Origin of the sequence: Pseudoalteromonas agarivorans (assembly GCF_024518735.1) — a bacterium.
GTDB lineage: Bacteria > Pseudomonadota > Gammaproteobacteria > Enterobacterales > Alteromonadaceae > Pseudoalteromonas > Pseudoalteromonas atlantica.
The window spans coordinates 1-21,838 of sequence record NZ_JANIGJ010000014.1; the positions used below are offsets into that span (position 1 = coordinate 1).

Annotated in this window: 15 protein-coding genes; all 15 read right to left on the reverse strand. The window is 37.8% G+C overall.

Translation table 11 applies throughout. The features are described from left to right. Window positions 1–186: 186 nt before the first annotated feature. The 15 genes from NQT65_RS18475 to NQT65_RS18545 all read right to left on the reverse strand — a co-directional run bounded on the left by NQT65_RS18475 (window position 187) and on the right by NQT65_RS18545 (window position 21,837). Entirely contained in the window at window positions 187–1,923 is a 1,737-nt protein-coding gene (locus tag NQT65_RS18475; protein WP_256851735.1) for an SLC13 family permease, read from the reverse strand. A gap of 265 nt (window positions 1,924–2,188) precedes the next feature. Continuing rightward, window positions 2,189–3,601, reverse strand: coding sequence for a sulfate adenylyltransferase subunit CysN (cysN, locus tag NQT65_RS18480; protein ID WP_256851736.1), 1,413 nt, complete (start codon window positions 3,599–3,601; stop codon window positions 2,189–2,191). 61 nt (window positions 3,602–3,662) lie between these two features. Further along, entirely contained in the window at window positions 3,663–4,007 is a 345-nt protein-coding gene (locus NQT65_RS18485; RefSeq protein ID WP_256851737.1) for a four helix bundle protein, read from the reverse strand. Between the two features lie 96 nt (window positions 4,008–4,103). Beyond that, window positions 4,104–5,012, reverse strand: a complete 909-nt coding sequence (gene cysD / locus NQT65_RS18490) for a sulfate adenylyltransferase subunit CysD (protein WP_256851738.1) — start codon at window positions 5,010–5,012, stop codon at window positions 4,104–4,106. 1,277 nt (window positions 5,013–6,289) lie between these two features. Further along, on the reverse strand, window positions 6,290–7,159 hold the full coding sequence (locus NQT65_RS18495) for a glycosyltransferase family 2 protein (RefSeq protein WP_064386129.1): 870 nt from the start codon (window positions 7,157–7,159) through the stop codon (window positions 6,290–6,292). A 2-nt stretch (window positions 7,160–7,161) separates the two neighbouring features. Then, window positions 7,162–8,067 carry a glycosyltransferase gene (locus tag NQT65_RS18500; protein ID WP_064386131.1) on the reverse strand — a complete coding sequence of 302 codons (906 nt, stop codon included), beginning with the start codon at window positions 8,065–8,067 and terminating at the stop codon, window positions 7,162–7,164. A 128-nt stretch (window positions 8,068–8,195) separates the two neighbouring features. Continuing rightward, window positions 8,196–9,968 (reverse strand): glycosyltransferase family 2 protein, encoded by a 1,773-nt coding sequence (locus tag NQT65_RS18505; protein ID WP_276537905.1) that lies wholly within the window; start codon window positions 9,966–9,968, stop codon window positions 8,196–8,198. Between the two features lie 5 nt (window positions 9,969–9,973). Then, on the reverse strand, window positions 9,974–11,221 hold the full coding sequence (locus tag NQT65_RS18510) for a hypothetical protein (protein WP_256851740.1): 1,248 nt from the start codon (window positions 11,219–11,221) through the stop codon (window positions 9,974–9,976). Window positions 11,222–11,355: 134 nt separating this feature from the next. Next, window positions 11,356–12,441: a glycosyltransferase family 92 protein gene (locus NQT65_RS18515; protein ID WP_256851741.1), complete on the reverse strand. Its 1,086-nt coding sequence runs from the start codon at window positions 12,439–12,441 to the stop codon at window positions 11,356–11,358. A 15-nt stretch (window positions 12,442–12,456) separates the two neighbouring features. Next, the gene (locus NQT65_RS18520) at window positions 12,457–13,341 is read right to left on the reverse strand and encodes a hypothetical protein (RefSeq protein ID WP_256851742.1); all 885 of its coding nucleotides are present in this window, start codon (window positions 13,339–13,341) and stop codon (window positions 12,457–12,459) included. Between the two features lie 5 nt (window positions 13,342–13,346). Further along, window positions 13,347–15,365, reverse strand: a complete 2,019-nt coding sequence (locus tag NQT65_RS18525) for a rhamnan synthesis F family protein (RefSeq protein WP_256851743.1) — start codon at window positions 15,363–15,365, stop codon at window positions 13,347–13,349. Next, window positions 15,362–16,411: an HAD family hydrolase gene (locus NQT65_RS18530; RefSeq protein WP_256851744.1), complete on the reverse strand. Its 1,050-nt coding sequence runs from the start codon at window positions 16,409–16,411 to the stop codon at window positions 15,362–15,364. The genes NQT65_RS18525 and NQT65_RS18530 overlap by 4 nt, the downstream gene beginning before the upstream one ends. A gap of 160 nt (window positions 16,412–16,571) precedes the next feature. Beyond that, window positions 16,572–17,750, reverse strand: a complete 1,179-nt coding sequence (locus NQT65_RS18535) for a polysaccharide pyruvyl transferase family protein (protein WP_256851745.1) — start codon at window positions 17,748–17,750, stop codon at window positions 16,572–16,574. Next, the gene (locus tag NQT65_RS18540) at window positions 17,747–18,868 is read right to left on the reverse strand and encodes a hypothetical protein (RefSeq protein WP_256851746.1); all 1,122 of its coding nucleotides are present in this window, start codon (window positions 18,866–18,868) and stop codon (window positions 17,747–17,749) included. Before NQT65_RS18540 ends, NQT65_RS18535 begins: the two co-directional genes overlap by 4 nt. Next, window positions 18,868–21,837 carry a rhamnosyltransferase WsaF family glycosyltransferase gene (locus tag NQT65_RS18545; protein WP_256851747.1) on the reverse strand — a complete coding sequence of 990 codons (2,970 nt, stop codon included), beginning with the start codon at window positions 21,835–21,837 and terminating at the stop codon, window positions 18,868–18,870. Before NQT65_RS18545 ends, NQT65_RS18540 begins: the two co-directional genes overlap by 1 nt. Window position 21,838 lies beyond the last annotated feature (1 nt).

A 21,838-nucleotide genomic window follows, 5' to 3' on the forward strand; every position in this document is an offset into this window, starting at 1 on the left:
CAACGCGCCAGCAAGCAAGGCGCCTACAAGTAAATTTAACCATCACGCCAATTTTCGCCGTAGGCGTGAAGCTTGCTCACGCAAGAAATCGAAACATCGACACTTTTATATCAACGCGCCAGCAAGCTGCGCGTCTACAAAACCCTAACCTATAACGCAGGCGCTAAGCTCTTAACTTAATGTTTTTCAGCTAACACTAAACGGAAAAAACACAGGTACAAACACCAATACAACAAGTGCATATACCATACTAATAGGTAAGCCTATCTTCACAAAATCGTTTAACCTGTAATTACCAGCATTAAATACCATCAAGTTAGTTTGATACCCATAAGGGCTAATAAAACTTCCGCTTGCCGCAAAGGCTACCGCCATTACAAAAGGCAATACATCTACACCAAACCCTAAAGCCACGGTATAGCCTATAGGAAACATCAACGCCGCAGCAGCGTTATTCGTCACAAACTCGGTCATTAACCAAGTTACTACGTAAACTAATACAAATGCAGTGTACACATACTTAGGGTCATCAAATTGACCTATAAACCCACCTAGCGATTCAACCACGCCAGAGTTAACCAGCGCGTTCGAAAGTAAAATAGCTGACGAAACCACCAGCCATATATCAATGGGGAATCGCCTTACCAGCTCATTGGTGGTTAAGCTACGAGTAAATAAAAGGCCCCCGAGCAATAACACCAGACCCTCTAACAAATCTAACACGCCAACAGCCGCCAACGCTATTGTGGTTATAAAGCCACCTATAGAAAACCATGCTCGCCAGCCATTAATTCTACTTTCAGGCTCTACACCGGATAAGGTTAAAAAGTTTTTATTTATATTTGTTCTAGATTTATAGTCATCACCCACGGCTAATACTAAAAAGTCACCAGAGCGAATAACCACATCACCTAACTTACCCGAAACCTGCTCGCCGTCACGCCTTATTGCCACTACAGCAGCATCAAACAATGCCCTAAACCCCGTAGTTTTAAGCGTACGCCCTACTATTATACTTTCCTGCCTAACAACTACTTCTGTAAGGTTGCTATTTAAAGTGCCATTTTTTTCAGCAAAAATTTCTAATCCTGAAAACTGCCCAAGCTGCAATAATTTAGTTATGTCTCCGCAAAATATTAACCTATCAGCTGGATGTATTACCTCTGACGGAGAAACAGGGCTAATTAGCCTCCCCTCCCGGACTATTTCAACTAAAAATAAAGACTCTAAATGCCTAAGCCCATTAACCTCAACAGAGCGCCCTACAAGCTCAGAATCTGCAGATACCTTCGCGTCTATAAAGTAGCCTTCAGATGTCACTTTATTTTGTTCTATACTCGGTAACATTCGGGTACAAAAAAACATCGTCAAGCCGCAGCAAAGTACCAAAATAGCACCCACAGCTGTAAATGAGAAAAACGATAACGACTTACCCGACGCCTCAATATACATTGAGTTAACGATCAAATTAGTAGATGTACCTATTAGCGTAAGCGTTCCACCTAAAATAGAGGCATACGACAAAGGTAATAATAACTTACTGGCAAAATGATGGGGGTTATTACGAATAGGCGAAAGCAGTGTAGCTACAACCGCGGTATTATTTAAAATAGACGAAAAAAAGGTCGTTACACCAAACAACCTAAGCCATGTAGAATGATAACTATCTACAATTGTTTTAGACGCTATAACTCTTAATAAACGCGTTTTTTCAAGCGCTAACGAGCACAACACTAATAAAATTAACGTCACTAGTCCTGGGTTAGCAATGCTCGTTAAAAACTGCTCTTTACTCACTAAATCGCAAGCGATTAAAGCAATAAGTGTTGCACCAAAAACAGCAACAGGTCGCGTTTGTAAAACAATTAAACCTAAAATTGTTAGAGCAAAAATACAAAGCGTTAGATATGCATCTAATGGCATGATTTAAGTAGCCATCCTTAGTTAACCTGAACCCTGGATAATAAACCTATCTCTAGCAGCTATTTTCAGTGCTAACTGCGTTAAACTTACTTGCAATAGGCCAGCTATTGACGCGTAAATTCGCCTTGTTTTCATTGAAAATCTCTGGCTAGAGATAATAAATTTAAATATCACTATAATTCAATATGTTTGTAAGTCTCTTAAACAGAGTTCAGGTTAGTTAATAAAATGCGGGCTTATAAAAGCCCGCTATATCTTGAGTAATCTAACGGATTACTTTTGCATCCCAATGCGGAAAGTGCTTACGAACTAACGCATTAAACTCAACTTCAAACGCAGAGTGCTCGCTTTTAAGCTTGTTGCCTTTTCCATCTAATGGCTTACGTATCATACCCGCACCAACCGTAACGTTAGTTAATCGGTCAATCACAATAAACGCACCAGTATGTTTATTTACATCATACGCATCAAATTGAACAGGTGCTGTTAATGCAAATTGGCAATTACCAATTTCGTTTAGATTTAATTGTGATGCCTCTTGTTGCTCTAGCGTGTTTACATCAACCTTATAGTTAATAACCTCAGCGTATCCATACACCGATTTACTCCCTACTTTAATTTCGTACTCACGGTCTACATGTAAGGCTTCTTCGGTCATCCATACTACGTCTGCTTCAAAGTTATCAGCTGAGTGTGGCTTTTGATGCGGACGTACCAGCATATCACCACGGCTTACATCTATTTCATCTTCAAGCGTTAGTGTAATAGCCATACCTGCAGATGCTTTTTCAAGGTCGCCATCAAAAGTAACAATTGATTTAACCTTACTCTCTTTACCTGAAGGTAGTGAAGCAACCGTATCGCCAACTCTAATATCACCCGCAGCCACAGTACCGCTAAAGCCTCTAAAGTCTAAGTTAGGGCGATTAACATATTGAACTTGCAATCTAAACTCATCATTTTTTGCGTGTTTAACTTGCACAGTATTAAGTAGCTTCATTAACGTTGAACCAGGGTACCAGCTCATAGCTTCGCTTTCGTTTACCACATTATCGCCACGTAGCGCCGAAATTGGCACAAAACGTACATCATCAAACGAAAGATCCTGCGCAAACTCGCGGTAATCTTTTTTAATGTTTTGATAAACCGACTGCTCGTAACCTACCGCATCCATTTTATTAATAGCGACAACTACGTTTTTAATACCTAATAAAGAGCAAATATAGCTATGGCGACGTGTTTGCACCTGCACACCGTGGCGCGCATCAATTAAAATAATAGCTAAATCACACGTAGAAGCACCCGTTGCCATATTACGCGTGTACTGCTCATGCCCAGGCGTGTCGGCAATAATAAATTTACGCTGATCTGTTGCAAAATAACGGTACGCAACATCAATCGTAATACCTTGCTCGCGCTCAGATTGCAGGCCATCCACTAAAAGAGATAAGTCAAAATCGTTATCAGTGGTATTAAAGCGTTTTGAATCCTTTTCAATGGCAGCCATCTGATCTTCAAAAATCATTTTGCTATCATAAAGCAAGCGGCCAATTAATGTAGATTTACCATCATCCACGCTACCACATGTTAAAATACGTAGCATGTCTTTGTTTTCGTGTACTTTTAAATAAGCTTCAATATCTGTAGCAAGTAAGTTTGGTTGTGTTTGTTCGGTCATTTTAAGTCCTTTATAAGCTGTAAGCTGTAAGCTATAAGCTATAAGCTATAAGCTATAAGCATTATTCTGTTGCTATTGAGTTTTTTAGGCTATTGTTCATAGCGTGTAACTCTTTGGATTCTATAACCCATTCACGGCCAGTATCGTTATTTATATAACCAATTTCTATGCCGATATAAATCTGGGTTCGGGCTTCTGAAAGAGATGAACGTGCAATATCTAAAAAGCGGCGCTTTTCTTTATTACTGTCTCTTGTCATCCCTTCTGCTATATTGCTCGGTACAGATAGTCCTGCACGTGTGAGTTGATCTCTAAAGCCATAATCACGTAAGTCTGCTGTTATTTTATAAATTTGTGCGGATAACCTTGCTGAACGTTTCCATACTTCTAGCTTTTCAAAGTTCATAATAATCCTTTTAATAAAGTCATCAGATCTAAGATTTAAAATCTATATAGCACTTGTTTTACTTACAACTTACGGCTTTAAACTTATAGCTTTGTTTTAGAAGTAACCTTCCATCTTTTTCTTTTCCATAGAACCCGCAGAGTCATTATCAATTACTCGCCCTTGACGCTCAGAAGTAGTACAAAGCAGCATCTCTTGAATTATTTCAGGAAGGGTTTGTGCTACAGACTCAACAGCACCCGTTAGCGGGTAGCAACCAAGCGTTCTAAAACGAACCATTTTATTTTGTACTTGTTCGCCCTCTTCAAGCTCCATACGCTCATCATCAACCATAATAAGCGTGCCATCGCGCTCAACTACAGGGCGCTCTTTAGCAAAGTATAATGATGGAATTTCAATACCTTCAAGGTAAATGTACTGCCAAATGTCTAGCTCGGTCCAGTTACTAAGCGGGAACACACGAATGCTCTCACCTTTATCTACTTTACTGTTATAAACATTCCACAGCTCTGGACGTTGATTTTTAGGATCCCAGCGGTGATTTTTATCACGGAAAGAATAAACACGTTCTTTAGCACGCGATTTTTCTTCATCGCGGCGAGCACCACCAAATGCAGCATCAAAGTTATTCATATCAAGCGCCTGCTTAAGGCCTTGAGTTTTCATAACATCTGTATGCTTAGCACTGCCGTGTACAAATGGGCTCATGCCCATTGCTATACCTTCCGGGTTTTTATGAACAATTAGATCAAAGTCATACTTTTCGGCCATTTTGTCTCTAAACTGGATCATTTCTTTAAATTTCCAGTTAGTATCAACATGCATAAGCGGAAAAGGAATTTTACCCGGGTAAAATGCTTTGCGTGCTAAGTGCAATAAAACCGACGAATCTTTACCTACAGAGTAAAGCATTACTGGGTTATCAAACTCAGCAGCAACCTCACGCATAATATGAATAGATTCGGCTTCAAGCGCCTTTAAATGAGTTAACTTTTCTTCATTCATAATGTTTGTTTATATCCTAATTTGTCAAAATCCATTCTAGCCAATGCTACCGATTCTTTTATTGACCATTTTAAAACTGCGATGCGCTTATAGTCTAAGTTTAATTATCAACGCATGCAATGTGTATACATTTCACGTAACTCACAAGGGTAATGCTAACGCTACTTGCGTGTGTTACGCCAACAAATTTGCCGTGTACAAAAAATTTTACCACCGCGTTGCCCATTGCCCACCTCTATCACCCGTAGGCGTGAAGCTTGCTCACGCAAGAAATTAAAACATCAACACTTTTATACAACGCGCCAGCAAGCAAGGCGCCTACAAAAAACTTAACACCACGCCGCCCGCGGCCCATCGCTATCACCCGTAGGCGTGAAGCTTGCTCGCGCAAAAAATTAAAACATCAACACTTTTATACAACGCGCCAGCAAGCAAGGCGCCTACAAGTAATTTAACACCGTGCCGCCCGTTGCCCGCGGCCCATCGCTATCACCCGTAGGCGTGAAGCTTGCACACGCAAAAAATTAAAACATCAACACTTTTATACAACGCGCCAGCAAGCAAGGCGCCTACAAAAAACTTAACACCACGCCGCCCGCGGCCCATCGCTATCACCCGTAGGCGTGAAGCTTGCTCACGCAAGAAATTAAAACATCAACACTTTTATACCAACGCGCCAGCAAACAAGGCGCCTACAAGTAATTTAACACCGTGCCGCCCGTTGCCCATTGCCAGTTGCCCGCGGCCCATCGCTATCACCCGTAGGCGTGAAGTTTGCTCGCGCAAAAAATTAAAACATCTATACTTTTATACCAACGCGCCAGCAAGCAAGGCGCCTACAAGTAATTTAACACCGTGTTGCCCATTGCCCGTTGCCCATCTCTATCAACCGTATGCGTGAAGCTTGCTCGCGCAAAAAATTAAAACATCAACACTTTTATACAACGCGCCAGCAAGCAAGGCGCCTACAAGTAATTTAACACAGTGTTGCCCATTGCCAGTTGCCCGCGGCCCATCTCTATCACCCGTAGGCGTGAAGCTTGCTCACGCAAAAAATTAAAACATCTATACTTTTATACCAACGCGCCAGCAAGCAAGGCGCCTACAAAAAACTTAACACCACGCCGCCCGTTGCCCGCGGCCCATCGCTATCACCCGTAGGCGTGAAGCTTGCTCGCGCAAAAAATTAAAACATCTACACTTTTATACCAACGCGCCAGCAAGCTGCGCGTCTACAAATACAAATTCACTTGCTATCTAAACCTATAATCTTTCACTCACTTCCAATGTGACTTATACGGGCCTTTGCGGCCAAGCACGCCATCAACAATGCCTTGAAGCATAAACCCTAAGCGCTTAAGCCTGTTTTTTTGCATAACAGAATTTAAAAAAAGCCTTATAGGCATGAAAAACAAACACCTAACTTTCCAATAGGTTGGAACATATGGCCTGCGGCTTAAAAGTAAAATATTTCTAAATTGATAATAAAGCCTAATTGGTGCGCCTACTTTATAAGTAACGCCAATAAATTTACTACGTGAGTCGCCAAGCCTATGCACCATTTCTACATTTTTAGCTTTGGCTATATCAAACCCCATACTGCGAGCCCGCCAGCACCACTCATGGTCTACTCCATCAATAAACAACGACTCGTCTTTTAAACCTATTTGGTCAAGTGCACTTAAATCTATCATCATGCCGGAGGCTATAATTTGTGTAACTCCCACTAGGTCGTCGTACTCAAATACCTCTTTTTGTATTTTAGGGTTAACTTTTTTATCTGAAAAACTACACCTAATACGTGGGCCAATGGCTACAACGTTTTGTTTAATTTTGTTAGATGCTTTAAGCAAACTACTTAAATTAAACACCATATCGCTGGGGATTAAGCTGTCTTGGTCGAGTAAAATCGCATACTCGCACCCTGCTTTTAATAAATACAGTAAGCCTGCATTATGCGCATGCGCTATGCCAGAGTTATCAGCAAGGTGAATATAATGGTAATGCTTAATTACCTTAGTAAAATCATGCGGGGTTGGGCTATTGTCAACAATAACCACTTCTTCGGTTTGCCCGTATAAACGAGTGAGTAGGCGTTCTGTTAACGCTAAATCGGGCTTATAAACAACTAAAACTGCACCAATCATAATTAATTGTGTTTATTTAAGCCTAATATAAAACGGTCGGCTTTATATGCAACTTTTATAATCCATGAAGGCATCATTCGTAAAATTAATACAAACAACGCATAACAATAATTTTGTAAAGACTTTTGCTTAAGCGAATCCATAGCTAAAAGTCTCGCTTTAAATTCATTTACCGATTTCCCCCTACCCCGGCGCTTATAAAAACCGTTAATGCGCCTAAAGTGAAGTAATGGCTCTTTTACGTTAGCAAACTTACAGCCATCTTCAGCCAGTGCAATCCATAAAAAATAATCTTGTGTGTTACGCATGTTAGGCAAATACCTATGGCCACGTGCAAATACACTATACCTAATTGCCACCGTAGGATGATTAATAGGACAACGTCGCGAAAACGCATACAGCAATTTAGAATGAGTAAGGGGTAACCTGCGAATTCCCGCCCTATTACCTTGCTCATCTACCTCCCAAAGGGCAGAGCCAAGCACGTCAACATCATCATGCTTATCAAGTAACGTCGCTTGTTTTTCAAAACGGTGAGGCACACAAATGTCGTCGGCATCCATTCTAAAAAAGTACCGAGGATTTAATGGTAGGGTCGAGTCAATAATGTAGTTCATACACGCACTTAAACCCTTGTTTGTTGTGCCATGTACAAGCGCTAAGTTGGAGTTTTCTTTTTCTACTTGGGTTAAATAAATAGCTATATCGTCAGCTACTTCACCATCAAGTACAATCATAAATAAATCTGCTGGTAAGGTCTGATTTAAAACGCTTTCAACCGCTTGCTTTACCCATTCTAGTCGGTCGTTAATATAGACAGACATACCACATACTATGCTTACACTACTTGCAATAGGGTAAGTAGATTGCAATATAAACTGATTATTAGTTGCCGATATTGGGATCATACTCTCTCTATAAAAAGATAAAACAACCAAAAAACAGTTATCTACATAGTAAATACAGTGTAGCGTAATTTAATAATTGATTCAAAAAACGTATATTCAATAATAGCGTTGGTTTACACTTTTATTAACTACCTAAAAGACTTAATTGCAAAATTTTCTCTTTTTAGCGTTAAGTTAGGGTTATACGCAGGGTCGGCCGCTATTACATCCGCCCATGTAGTTTGCAAATAAGCAAGTTCAGCGTTAAAGCGCTTAACTTTTTCGGGGGTATCCTCATGCCCGCGTGAAACCGACTCATGATGATACAATACCGCCTCTGCGCAATATAAATTACGCTTACCCAGCTCTCTTACTTTTAAACATAAATCTACGTCATTAAACGCAATAGCCAGCTTTTTTGCGTTAAGGCCACCAACAGCCCAAAAATCTTTGGCTTTAATAAGCAAACAAGCTGCCGTAACCGCACTGTAATTTTGTGTAGCAATCAGGCGATTCATATAACCAAAGTGATCACTAGGAAAATACTTATGGCCATGCCCTGCACCGCCACCATAACCCATAACCACACCTGCATGCTGAATACGATTATCAGAATATAAAAGCTTAGCTCCTACGCAACCTATATCGTCTCGCATAACATGGCTAACCATATTTGTAAGCCAGTTAGGTTCAATGACCTCAATATCGTTATTTACAAGTGCCAGCACTTCGCCGGTGGCATTTTTAGCTGCAAAATTATTTATAGCTGAATAATTAAATTCGCCCGCGTAATTAAGCACCTTTATTTTTGAATGCTTGCTTAATTGATTAAAGTATTTAAGGCATTCAGGGTCATCAGAGCCATTATCAATGAGTAATATTTCATAGTTACTGTAAGTTGTTTTATTTAAAATAGATTCAATACAGCCTTTTACCAACGCCAAACCATTTCGGGTAGGAATAATAATTGAAACCAATGGCTGTGTATTTAAATGCCAACGTAAGTAAACACTAGGTAAAGCCGACTCCATAACACTAGCAAACGGGGCATATAAAGCGCTTAATTGCTTTTTAGCATTACTAAACTTGGGTAAGTTAGATGGGCGAGAAAGTAATACTTGAGATATATGCTCAACTCTTACCTTAGGGTTACTAATATAACGCGTACACATAAATACACTTAACATAAATGTGTTGAGAGGGAGCTTTGCAGCGCTAAAGTCACCTACGTTTTTAACCCAAATGCCTGAGCTAATATAGCCATTTGTTAGCTGCAAATCGGGGTTCCAACCAGGTTTAAAGTCGGCAAACTCTCTTTGTTGGCTTTTTTCGTTTAAAAAATCGGTATCAACATAGGCAAGCTTAGATGAGCTTGATAACTCAGTAGCTAACACAAACCCCAAATACGGATGCAATACATCACCAGCGAATACAAAAAAGCACGGGCTATTAACTACCTTAGGGGGTAAGCATTCTGTATTTAAGCTAGTAACTACCTTAAAACTTAAAGCACTGTGTAACGATAAAAATTCATTTATTTTAACTATATTGTTTGCCGAGCAATAAATAACTAAATTTGAAAAAGCAGTATGTTGCTCTTTAATACTTTTAAGCGTAGCCAGCAAACTATTAGCGTTGTAATCAGTAACGCACACAATTAACGAACAATCAGTTTTGCACGTCTCGCCAAAGTGTGTAATTTGCTCAGCAAGGTAGCCGTTATGCTCGTTAATATAATCAGCGTAAGAGCGCTTAAGCTCATCAAGCGTTTGTAGTTGATATAGCAAACCACTTTTATGCAAATTACGACTATACGCAGCAACCAGCCTAGGGTTTTGCTTTACTTTATCCACAAGGCTCTGAGGCAATATACTTAAAAGCGCTTTGACTATTTTTACTGATATTTTTCTAAAAAATTTCAATTACTTCACGCCTTTAAGCTAAGTAGTAACAAGCGTACCTTTAAATAAGCAACTAAGCTAAATCGCTTTCTAAGAAGCCTATTAACACTAACTCTAAATTTACGGTTGCCCTGCGTGTAATTTAAATCATCAAAGCTCTCTATTTTGTAACTATAGCTATTTACAAACGCACGCTTAGTGTATTGCAATAAGTTTGGCACTGCAGCTCTTGGGGGCACAAGCTGAAATAAAACATCCGTAAAAGGAGGTTTATCTTCAACGTTGGGCTGAGCATAAACGCAAAGCGCCAAATTAGTTAGCAAAGCAATATTCTCTTTAGCAATATACCTAAGTACAGAGTCGCATTGCTGCATACTTATTTCTTGTTTATAAAAATTTTGATGTGCTTGATCATGTACAGCTTTTATTAATTTATCGCCATTTGCAAAAGGAGCTTGTTCATTTAACTGCCTTAACCACTTTAAAGATTGTCGCTTATAATCATTAAACTGGTGCTTACCAACAAAAGTAAAACGCGTAACGCCATTACTATATGACTGCAAAATACGGTCTAAAAGGTTTGAATTACTCCCTAACTCATATCTATTAAACCAACGTTTAACCTCTAAAGCCTCAAGCGTATAGCTAGTATTAATACGTTTAGTACAGCTTATATTAGCCACTTCTTCTGCCGGCAAATTTATAGCCGTTAAAAAATCATTAACAATACTATTATTTAAAAATAAATCTTCATGATAAGCGCGTAAAATAAGCCTATCACCAAGTTTACTAGCATAATCACCTAGTACTTTTAAAGCGTTCATAGGTAACGAATCTGCTCGTCTTATGGTGGCCACATTACCATGTCTTTTAACGGACTGGTTATAATGAGATTCATGCAATTCTGCAGGGTTTCTTACATAAGCAATACAGCGCACATTGGGCAGATTATTTACTAAAGGCAATAATCGATGGAAAAAAAACTCCGAGCTCAATAATAATGTATGACAGTTATTTGCAGCCGTTTTATTTTTAAGCTCTTCTATACGCTTTAGGTTTAACTTGTAATCACCTTTAAGAGGGTCAAATACAGATAAAAAATTGCCAGAACTAATACCGTTGCTATCTTCTTTGTGCTGCGGGTAAAAAATTCCATGCGCTCTTAAAAAATCAGTATTATCTTTTAACCACTTTTGTATAGCCGATGTACCTGTTTTTGGCGGGCCAATATGTATAATTAAATTAACCGTGTTTATAAAGACCTCCAAACACATAGTTGCAAGAGTAGCGCAATATACGAAGCTTTTATATTTTAAGTCTATGACTTAACTTAAACCTATAAATTCATTACCGCAGCAGCCAACTCTAGCCAAATCTTAAATAACTAAGCCTAATGTACACCGCAATTTTAAAACTTAATGCACTTTAAAATGCGGTTTTTCAAGCCCCAAGGTTTAGCAGCGTGAATAGCTTTACTGACCTGACTTTGTTTGTAATGAACACTTAAAATTTTATTTATTTTTTCGTCTTTTAAGTTACCTAGCACTTTGGCCACAGCCTGTGGTTTTTTAGCAAGTAAATTAGGCAGCATTAACTTTAATTGCTCTGCTTTTTTTTCAACTGTATTCTGTGCGTCCAAAATATATTTATCAATATTACATTCTTTTAAAAACTGCTTTTTATTTTCAATATATTCTGCGTAAAGTTGCTGTTCAAAACTATAGCTTTGAAGATTTTCATTATTAATGTAGCCATACCCATTTCGGTTTAATTTAATAGGAAAATCCCCCTCAGGGTTACCACGATACAACGCAGCTAAGTACTCCACCTCAGATCTAAACATTCTATGAAAAATAAACGTATGCTTAAATGAATTAATATTAACCGCTACATGCTGAGGTAGATTTAGCTGGCACTTAAACGCCTCCCCATCTACTAACGTAACCTTACTTAACTCATTCATTATCGGCACATGTAAACGTATTTGTTTTATATTTTTAATCGCAGAAACGTTAATAATACTTTTACCTAAAGCATGTACCTTACCCGTTAATCTTTGTGGCAATGCTAAAAATGGTGTAGTTACAGCTCCTTCGTTAAGCCATTCAAATACAATTAAATCTTGGCCTTTATCGCAGCTAATTAAAAAGTCATTTATACAAGTGTAACGCTGCGACACCCAATACTCGTCAACATCTAAAAATAGTAAATGCGTTATATCAGGCTCAATAGAGCTAAGTGCTTGCATATAACATATATGCTGCAGGTTTTTTTTTGATGGCGGTGGGAGCTGATCAATCCAATCAGCATGGCTAAAAGTAACATTTTCATGTAATTGACTAATGCTATTTAAAACCTTAGCAGAGTCATCACTTGTTCGGTTTATATAAACATGTATTTCAGCAAAGCCAAAAAACAAGTGATGCTGAATCCAATCAGCTAAATATGCAGACTCATCTTTTGCTACCGCAACTAGCTTAACTTTATGGTGCATATTAATTTAAAAGCCCTAGTAAGCAGGAATATCTTTGTATACTTTATCAGTAAACAATTCATCTTGAGATAAAAATTCCCTTGCAACACGCTTGTTTGGCCCATTAAAGTTATTATCAATTGCCCTAAGCTCACCTGCAGTTAAAAACACTCGCTTTGGTTTATCATCAACCGCTTTATTGCCTATTTCACTTATAAGGTTATCGCGTATATGAGTATACTGAGGTACGTCGTTTACCTGTACAGTTCGTTCTTGCATTAGCATTAATGCGCTTGTTGGCAGTGAGGGATTAACAACAACGTTATCATGTGTACTTTTAAGGCTTAAATTAAATAGCGCTAAAAAGTCATCAACAACAGTATCGCTATAAGGCACAACTAAAATATTCTCCTTACCTACTTTAGGCACCCACCTGTTAAGTTGCTGAAAGTAATTTAACTTAGGAAAATTATTTAACGCCATTTGAAAAAAGCGCCCTTTAAACCTAACGTTAGGATCTTTTACTAGCTGGTTAAATAGTGAGAGTAGTAAATCAGACTGGCGCCTTACAGTGCCAATCACCACCACTTTTTTAAACTTTTTAACCCATTCCTGAAAACGCGGGTTATTAAAATAAAAAGGCGAAAGTTCGCTCGAAACCAGTGCAGAATGGCAACCTTCACTTAGCATTTCCTGTTCAAGCATATCAAGCACTTCTGGTATTTTGTATTTAGCAGGGTAACCGTGTATTGGCGCAAATGCTAACGCAAAATGATGATGCGCTTGGTCGTTCATTTGCAGTGTTTTAGAATATAAAACCCCTTGCGCTTTTAGTTCGCTTTGCTGTAAATCAAGCTGGTATTGAATTGCAGACGTACCCGTTTTAGACCAGCCAATATGCAAATATAAAGTTTCAAACATTAATACTACTCACCTAAAAATCCAAATCGGCCAAAGTCGCTTATCAGCGGGCCCCATTTTAATATTTGTGCCTCATTTAAACCTTGTTCACCTACAAATGGGTTAACAAAGCCACCGGCCTGCCATTTATCAAGCGGGTTTAAAATATGCAAATTCTGTAACCCAAAATCACCGGGTATTTGTGCATCAGCCACGGCGTTATCGCCAACATGTATAAAACTTTGCCCTTCGGGTAAGTTCTCTTTTATATGTTGCCATAGCGTGCCACTGTCTTTGCGTTTACCTAAATCGCTTGATACAAGTAAGTCAAACCCCACACTAATGCCCACTTTAGCCAGCATAAGCGTAACCTGATCTTTTGTGTAATAGGTATCTGATGCAACCGTTACTTGTTTACCGGCTAAAATAAGCTCGTTAAAAATATCGACCATTTCATCTTTTGGTAAAATCATTTGTAGGTCGTAAGCAAACTCTTGCTCTGCATAGTTATGAGCTTGCTCGTTGCTCCACCCCAGTTGCTTAGCTAAATAGTCGTAGGTTTCAAAAATAGTTACATCACCAACAAAGTTTTTAGCTTTACGTACCTCAAACTCAGCGGTGTTACGCATTTTAACAAATTCATGGGCATTACTTACCAGCCCTTTTTGCACTAATGATTTACCTAAAAGTAATTTAGCATAATCGGGCACATAGTATTCACGCCTTACTAAAGTATCAAACACGTCAAAACTTATATGCTCAAAATTATTAAGCTGATTTTTAAGCCCTTCGGCTGTATTAACATATTGCGCTAAAATATAGCTTGTATCGTGTGTAAATTGGCCTGTTTTAGGGTAGTAAAAAAACTGCTTGTAGCCATTTTTTTCAACAAGTAGCCCTAGCATACGCTCAAGTGCATGTAGCTCAGAGCCATCGTTAGGTAAAGGCTCACCGGGGAACTCATCGTAATTATATTCTTTATTTAAAAGCTGCTTTAGCGCCTCCGGCCTTGCCCAAAACATACCACCAGCAGGGTAAGCTAAAAAGTCATCAGTTAATTCTATATCCCACTCTTTAGCAAACCTTTGTGCCGCGGGTTTATTTTTAAGCCAATGGTTTACCCAATCTGGCATCATCCAAAACGAAGTGGGATAATACATACCGCTTTTGGGATTATCGTTAAAATGATTAAGTACTTGCTTAATAACGTGCTGGTCGTTTAAAAGGTATTCACCAAGGTAATCAGCCCATTGGGTTTGTGCGCGCCCCGAATAAAGCGATTTTTTAGAGTGCATATGGCAAAATAAATCATAGCTCTGCAAGTCACGTGCAAACTCAACAAGCATAGGGCCAAAGTTCCGACCATGATTAGGCACTACCTTTACTACAACCTTGTTTACCTTTGAACACGCTTTAAAATCGTGTATTGCTTTTTTAGCAAGCTCGTCACTAGCAACACTTACGAATACATCAACCGATTGCGAAAACTTAGCTAACGCATCACAGTAATAATCAATAAATTCGCCATAAAACACATGAAAACACATCGCTAATTTAAGTGATGTTGGCTCACCGTTGGCACTACTTGCTATCGCTTTTGGGTGCCACTTAGCTTTGGCTAGCAAAGCTAAACGTCCTTCATCTTTACCGTGCGCCAAATAATGCACTAATGCGTGTTCACCGCTTAAATAAATATCGGTGTTACATTTGTAGTAAAGTTCGGTATCAAAATTAGCGCTTGGGTTTACGCAGCTAAAAATACCTTTGTGTAAATAATCTTCAAATGCTTCTTGCTCACAGCTAAATGTTCGGCTCTGTTGTGCTGAGTAATATTTTGCATCAAACAGCTTCAACAACTTAGCTTTTCTAAGTAGCTTGCTCGCTTTTTTAGAAGAGTAAGCCGTTTTCTTTGAACGAAAAGCAAAATACCTAAGCTTAATTAGACGGTGCTCTAATGCTTTAGTAGCTCTAAATAAAATCGGGGTGTTTTTAAAAAAGCTAAATACCCTAGGAAATGTGCGCTTTATATATTTTTTTATTGTCACTTATTTAAACCAAAAAACTGTAATGCGTTAACCGTACCGTTGCCGGTTACATCGTCATCAATATCAAAAATATGTGCTAGGGAGTGCGGTATCATGTGGGGTTTGCTTAAATAGCTATTTAATAGCATTTCGAGCTCGCTTTTTGTAAACGTAATATTGTGCTTTGCTGCGTGCTCAACATAATCAAGGGCTCCTGCCATTACTTGCTCTAAAATATAAAAATACTTTTGGGATGCCACCTTACGCCCGTAATAAAAATCAAATTGCTTTAAATTATTACTACTCTTATTAAAGGTGTTAAAGCGTATATCTCTAAACTGGCCATTAGGCGCAGTTAACAGTGACTCTAAAAACATAGAGCGATCGAGCGGTAAGTAACCTTCGCCTATTTTTACCCCTTCTTTCAAATAGCCTTTCATTGTAGCTGTACAACCCTCAATGAAATGAACCCCAGGGTTAGACGCTATCAAATAATGCCCATACGTATTTTTATTAAGGAGTATACCTAGCAAACTTTGAATAGTACCTGAGTAACCTAAATCAACTATATGTAGGGTTTGTTGCTTAGTAACACCAAGCTGCTCCAAATACGCTAAGTAAGCTTTTTTAGTCGGTGCAAGTAATGTTTTTAGTTCAGCTTTGTGGGCATTAAATATATCAATTACACTTTGCTTATCGGTTTCTAAGTCAATAATTTTAGCTAAAAGTGCTGGCGAAAAAGTACGGGTTATTTCATCGTGGTTTAAAATAAAACGGCTTTGTAATAATTCGCTAAAAGTGCCTTTAAAGCCACTTTTAAGCGAATACGCAAAGCTACGTTCATCATCAAGTAAAAGCTTAAATAAAAAAGCGCGGGAGGCTAATAAATACTCACTTTGTGCTTTTATACTCCTGCCTTTACAAAAACGTTTAAAAGCTTGTTCAAGCCAATAACCTTCACGGGCCAAAAAGAAAAAAGCAATATTTTCAGGTTTATTATTTTGAATTTCACTACTAAAAAAAACAAGTGTAGAACCCAATAAATTTTTACTAATCCCATTAGCCATTATATTTCGAATCTCCATAAAGCCTTTAAATTTAGAAAGTCATATTATTAAGCCTAGTTTTTTTACGCCTCGAAATAATAAAACCATGGAATTATTATATTTTATATATTGATACTTTTTAATTGATAAAAGCAAAGCAATATTAAACAATCACCCCTGATTACTTCACAACATTCAGTAAATTATTTGACGGATTCAACCCAAGCATTTCGATATGTTCAATGTAAATTTTTGCTACTTCAGATCGAAAAGCATCTAAGTCATTTGCGTTTGAATCATAAACAACATCATAGGCAGCTATTAAATCACTTTTACTTCTTATGTCATCAAAATTTTCTGGTGTTATAAATGGTAGCCTCATAATTTGACAAAGCTCTTTAGTCCTTGAATCATGTGCTACAGGTAAACTTGGTACTGCCGATTGTATAGCTACCATATTACCGTGAATACGAGTACCACAAAACCCCGTCCTACTTCTGGCATAGTTTAACCAATTATCCACCCTACTAAAGCTTCTAGAATTGAGCAGTAATTTATTACTAAATTTGTCAAGGTCTGAATGAGGAGCTAAATACCTTCTTAAATTATTAAGGTTATTGCGTTCAACTTCCTCTTCTAGCCCAAAGCCGATCTTTAGAACTGATATTTGACACTGAGCAACATAATGAGCATCATTGTACAAAACTTGGTCGAATAAAAACCTTTCTGTATTATTTAAACTATCAGTCCTTTTAACTACAGGATATACTCCCTCAGTAACTGAAAGTTTTTTCAAAATATTACCTTGAGGCTTTGATAATATATTCTCCCATAATGTATTAGTTGGGTTTATCATAAAGGTTGGACAACCAATTGCTAGTACGTTATCGATCCCCATAGATTTAATAATTGATTTTGTGAATTCCCCCCGACAAAATATATTTGGTGTTCTCTTCGATACTTCTTTTAGAAAGCTAATAGTTCCTTCAGGGATTGGAGGAAACTCTTCAGCACCAACTATATCTTTAGCCTGAGCCCCCACCCCTAGTAAAAGAGTAGGCTTATCCAGTTTTGCGACAAAACTAGCCTGCTTAGCGTAATTGACACTTGGATTTATTAAATTAGCTTCAGGTAACACTAAAACATCAAATTTATCACGAATTAAATCTGGATCGTCACTATACTTTATATAAAAAACATCATTTTTAAATAAACGCCTAGCAGCATATTTGAACATCAAGTTACCAGTATTATTACTTGTGAGCTTTTTTATCTCCTCATAGTTTAAAAACGAACTATCAGCAGTCCCACAGTAATCTTGTTCACCTGAAGAATTAAATATTAAATAACCAACTTTCATTGCGCTTTCCTTTCAAAACTTTCTTTAAGCATTTTTACGACATGAGGAGCTCTTGGCCTAACAATTAAAGCTAGCCTTAAAAGCTTTCTTTCTAATTCTTTATTATTCTCATTTTTAAAAAACACAGATTTATGCTTCAAGAATGTTATTAGTGCAGATTCTATTTTTTTCATTTTTTCTGGGTAGTATATATAAATCGATATAATAAAGTCCTCAATAAAACTAGTAGAGAAAATAGATTCCCCTCCCCCATCGACTTTAGCAGAGTTGTTTTTGAATAAACGTTCTTTATTTAAATAACGTTGTGCTACATAGTTATTTATTTTGTTATGCTCATCAATTATCTCATTGCGTTCCTCTGTACTTAAAAAGAACTTAGAATTATCTTCAACTCCCTCAAAATAAGTAAATATAATATTTTTCTGTTCTTCACTGCAATAATCATACATTTCTAAACCTAAAACAATTTGATTAGGCTTCAAGCTTGGATTAGGATCTTTTTTAGGAAAATCAAATTTATCATCAATATTCAAACCAAGTGCATTAATAAAATCATCAAAGATATTGTTATTATAAAAAGAGTCTTTTTCATAAGGCCTTACTATAATTTCATTTTGGGCATTAACCTTCTCCCAGCAGCCTGTCAAATATTTATAATCAAATATTTTTTCATTTATAAGCCTATTCTTTAAAGAGTAAATATTCGAATTAACCTTGTATGCTTTAACAATTTGAGCATACCAAGATTCTAAAAATTCATCTTGTCTCCGCAAGTATACTATTGGCACAATCCTAGCTTCAATTATTGTGGCTAGCTCAGATATCTCGTCTGGTTGTAGACCAGGGAAGTACTCACTACTTATAAGAAATGTATTTAACTCGCTACCATTAATTTCTTGATTTAAGGCTTCTAAATTAGCCACTATATCTGACTGGATAGCCTCATCTTTACGCAAATAATTTCGACATAATAAATGATGATTATTTTTTACTAACCCGCTTTTAGCATACTTCACACCACTTTCTTCCAATTTATCACTATTTAGCAAGAAAAAATCTTGGAGTGCAGTGGTACCAGTTTTACCGGTGCCTATATGTATATATAAAGTTTTTTTCATTACAGATTTGCCTTATTAAAGCCTTTTAAACGAGCTACATTTGAAGATAAGCGCCTTTCAATCATACTTTCTGCTAGATTATGTTGCTCACCCCATTCTTTGTCGTAAGCATTTAGACGAACGATCTCATCGTCAACTTTATCTGAGGTAATCATTGTATAACCGAATACATCACGGAAAAACTCAGCTTCTTCAAAAGCACGCTTTTCTACGTTGCCTTCATCAAAATCGTGGGAGTGAAAAACTGCGCCTTGCTTACAATAAACCTTTTGGTAGCCTGCTTTTATTATTTCCCATGCCCAAGCTTGATCCTCACCAAAAGGAACCTCAGGGTAAGGCAGAGTTTCCCACACGCTTTTACGCATCATTGAATTATTATCACTATAAAAGTGTAAAAACTGCCGCCAGCCTAAATCTTTATTTTTCCATTTAGTACTGTCTGTACTTTGAGATACGCAATAAGGGAAGTTCTCGAAATTTTCAAAATGGCTCACTAAATCCCTTTTGGTATACGGATCTGCACCTGGCCAAGCAAAGTGTTTACCAAATACACCAGCCGCATCAGGGTAGTGCTCTAAAGCCGTAACCATATTATAAAGCCAGTACTCATCCACTGGTAAAGCATCCTGAGTAAGTACTGCTACATACTCACCTTTGGTCATGCTGATAGCTAAATTGCGTGTTCTACCATGTTGAAATTCAGAGTTAGGTATAACATGTAAGTTTATATCTGGGTTATTTTTTATAAACTCGACCGTATCATCTTTTGAGCCGCTATCAACAACTAGTACTTCGTACTCCCAAGGTGCTTTTTGTTCTTGTAGGCGTTTAATTACCTTTTTAAAAACATCCCCTGCATTCCAGGTAGGTATAATAACAGAGGCTTTAATACCTTTGTTTTTTTCAGTTTCTTTATATTCAAAACCTAGTTCAGGTAAGCGCTCAAATATAGCTTGCTCAATAGCTTTGGCAGCATCTTCCCAAGTAAACTGGCTTACCCACTCGTAAGCTATTTGCGCTTGGTGTTTTCTTTTTTCATCATTTTCTACCAACTCAGCTAACTGTTCCGCCATTTCTCTAGGCTCTGTAGATAAGTAAGATACTACGCCCTCAGGGAAAATAGCCCGAGTACTTTCTACATCTAGTTCAGCTACTGGAATTCCACACGCCATCATTTCTTGTGGAATTAAAGAGTAATTAGTCGCAGAAAAAACAACCCCTAAATCACACGTTTGGTAAAGTTTGGCTAATTGTTCAGTATCACATATACCGTGATCTATACATTTAAATGGCGCTGAATTAAATGGTAAAGGCGCACCAAAACTATGAACCTCAATATTTAAGCCCTTTTCAGCCAGAGCCTCTAATGCTAAAAAGCCAAGTTCTACTGCTCTTCTAGATGTAAAGTGACGCGCGTAAAACGCGATTTTTACAACATCGCCATTTTCTCTTTCGACTTCCGGTAAGCTGTAAGTATTAAAATCGACTGAAAGCCAAAACTCTCGCGCCCAACGACCATATTTATTTTCCATTAATTGCTTCAACCAAGGACTTGCACATACACAATCTAAATCGTGTTTATAGGTGTTCCTTGCTGAAATAGCATACGAGCCCTGAGCATAAAACTCTGGCTCATGATCTTGTACAAAGTAGAATCGACGTTTAAAAGCGGCCATTGAATTTACAAAACTTACACTTCCCCAGTCTGTTGCAAATACAGCATCTCCGCTTGCACTTATAAATGTGGGATCAGAGGTAAATTTAACTTCGGCTTTCACTAACTGAAAATGCTGGATTATATCTTGGTAAGCGGCATCCTCTGACTCGTGTAAAGTTGGGTTATAAATCCAAATTGTGTTTGTATGGCCAAACGTTTCAAGATACCTGATTGTTCTAAAAATAGTCATGTGGCCGCCTGCCCCAGGTGAAAAGTCAGGCATAACCCAATGTATATTTAAAACATTTGAGTAATAGTTACTAGCAGGGCTTAACTTTGTAGGTATGTTATCTATTAAGGCCCGCAATGGCGCATCTTTAGTTAAAACAGCTTCAGGGTCAAACCTTAATGCCCCTCCGCTAGAAACCTCTAGAGCATTCGCATCAAAGGCACGTAGACCTCGCTTTTTACCTTCAGTTAGAAAATGCGACAACGGCTCTTGGGTTATGTCTTTCAGGTATTCTTTACTATAGCGAGCAGCATCAAACTTTGGTGACGGAGAGTGCCCTAATTTCCAACCTTGATTTGCGTAAAACAAGAATGCACTTTCATTATCCCCAATCTCCTCAGCATATTTTTTTGTATACCATTTCAAATCAAAATACGGATTCGGGTTTCTGAACTCAAATTGCCCATACAAAGCAAAGTGTTCAATCGCATTTACACCTGAATCTCTAAGATCCTCATTTACCATTACATACCAATCAGGTAAGAATAAGTTAGTTTTTTCATACTCCGTATAAGCCTCATCAATATAGTCTATTAAAGATCTATATTGCCGCCCCTCATATACGCCATATTCTAAATAATGACTCAGAGGCTCTATACCTGCCTCTTTAATGTCTTTGTGATTTTCAATATAGTTAATTGAGTCAAACTTTGGCGAAGGTATTAACGCTTTTGCTTTCCAATTATCTATATAGTGCAATAACGGACACACATTACTTTCCAGCTGATATTCATTTATAAACCAATTCGTATCAAAGTACGCGTTTGGGTTACGACCTTCTTTCCAACCGAATAAAACATAATGTTCAATAGGGCAAACATCGCTGCCTGTGAGATCACTATAAAAGGTAAGGTACCAATCTTTATCTACTAATGAGCTTTCTGTAACTCTTTTAATTTGAATACTTGCTTGCTCTTTTTTCATTTTTTCAATGCGAGCAATTCTATTTTCTTCATCTAACAAATTGCTTTGTTGCTGGCTTTCTACACTTTCTTTAGAAGAAAAAATTTGCGAAAGCTTCATA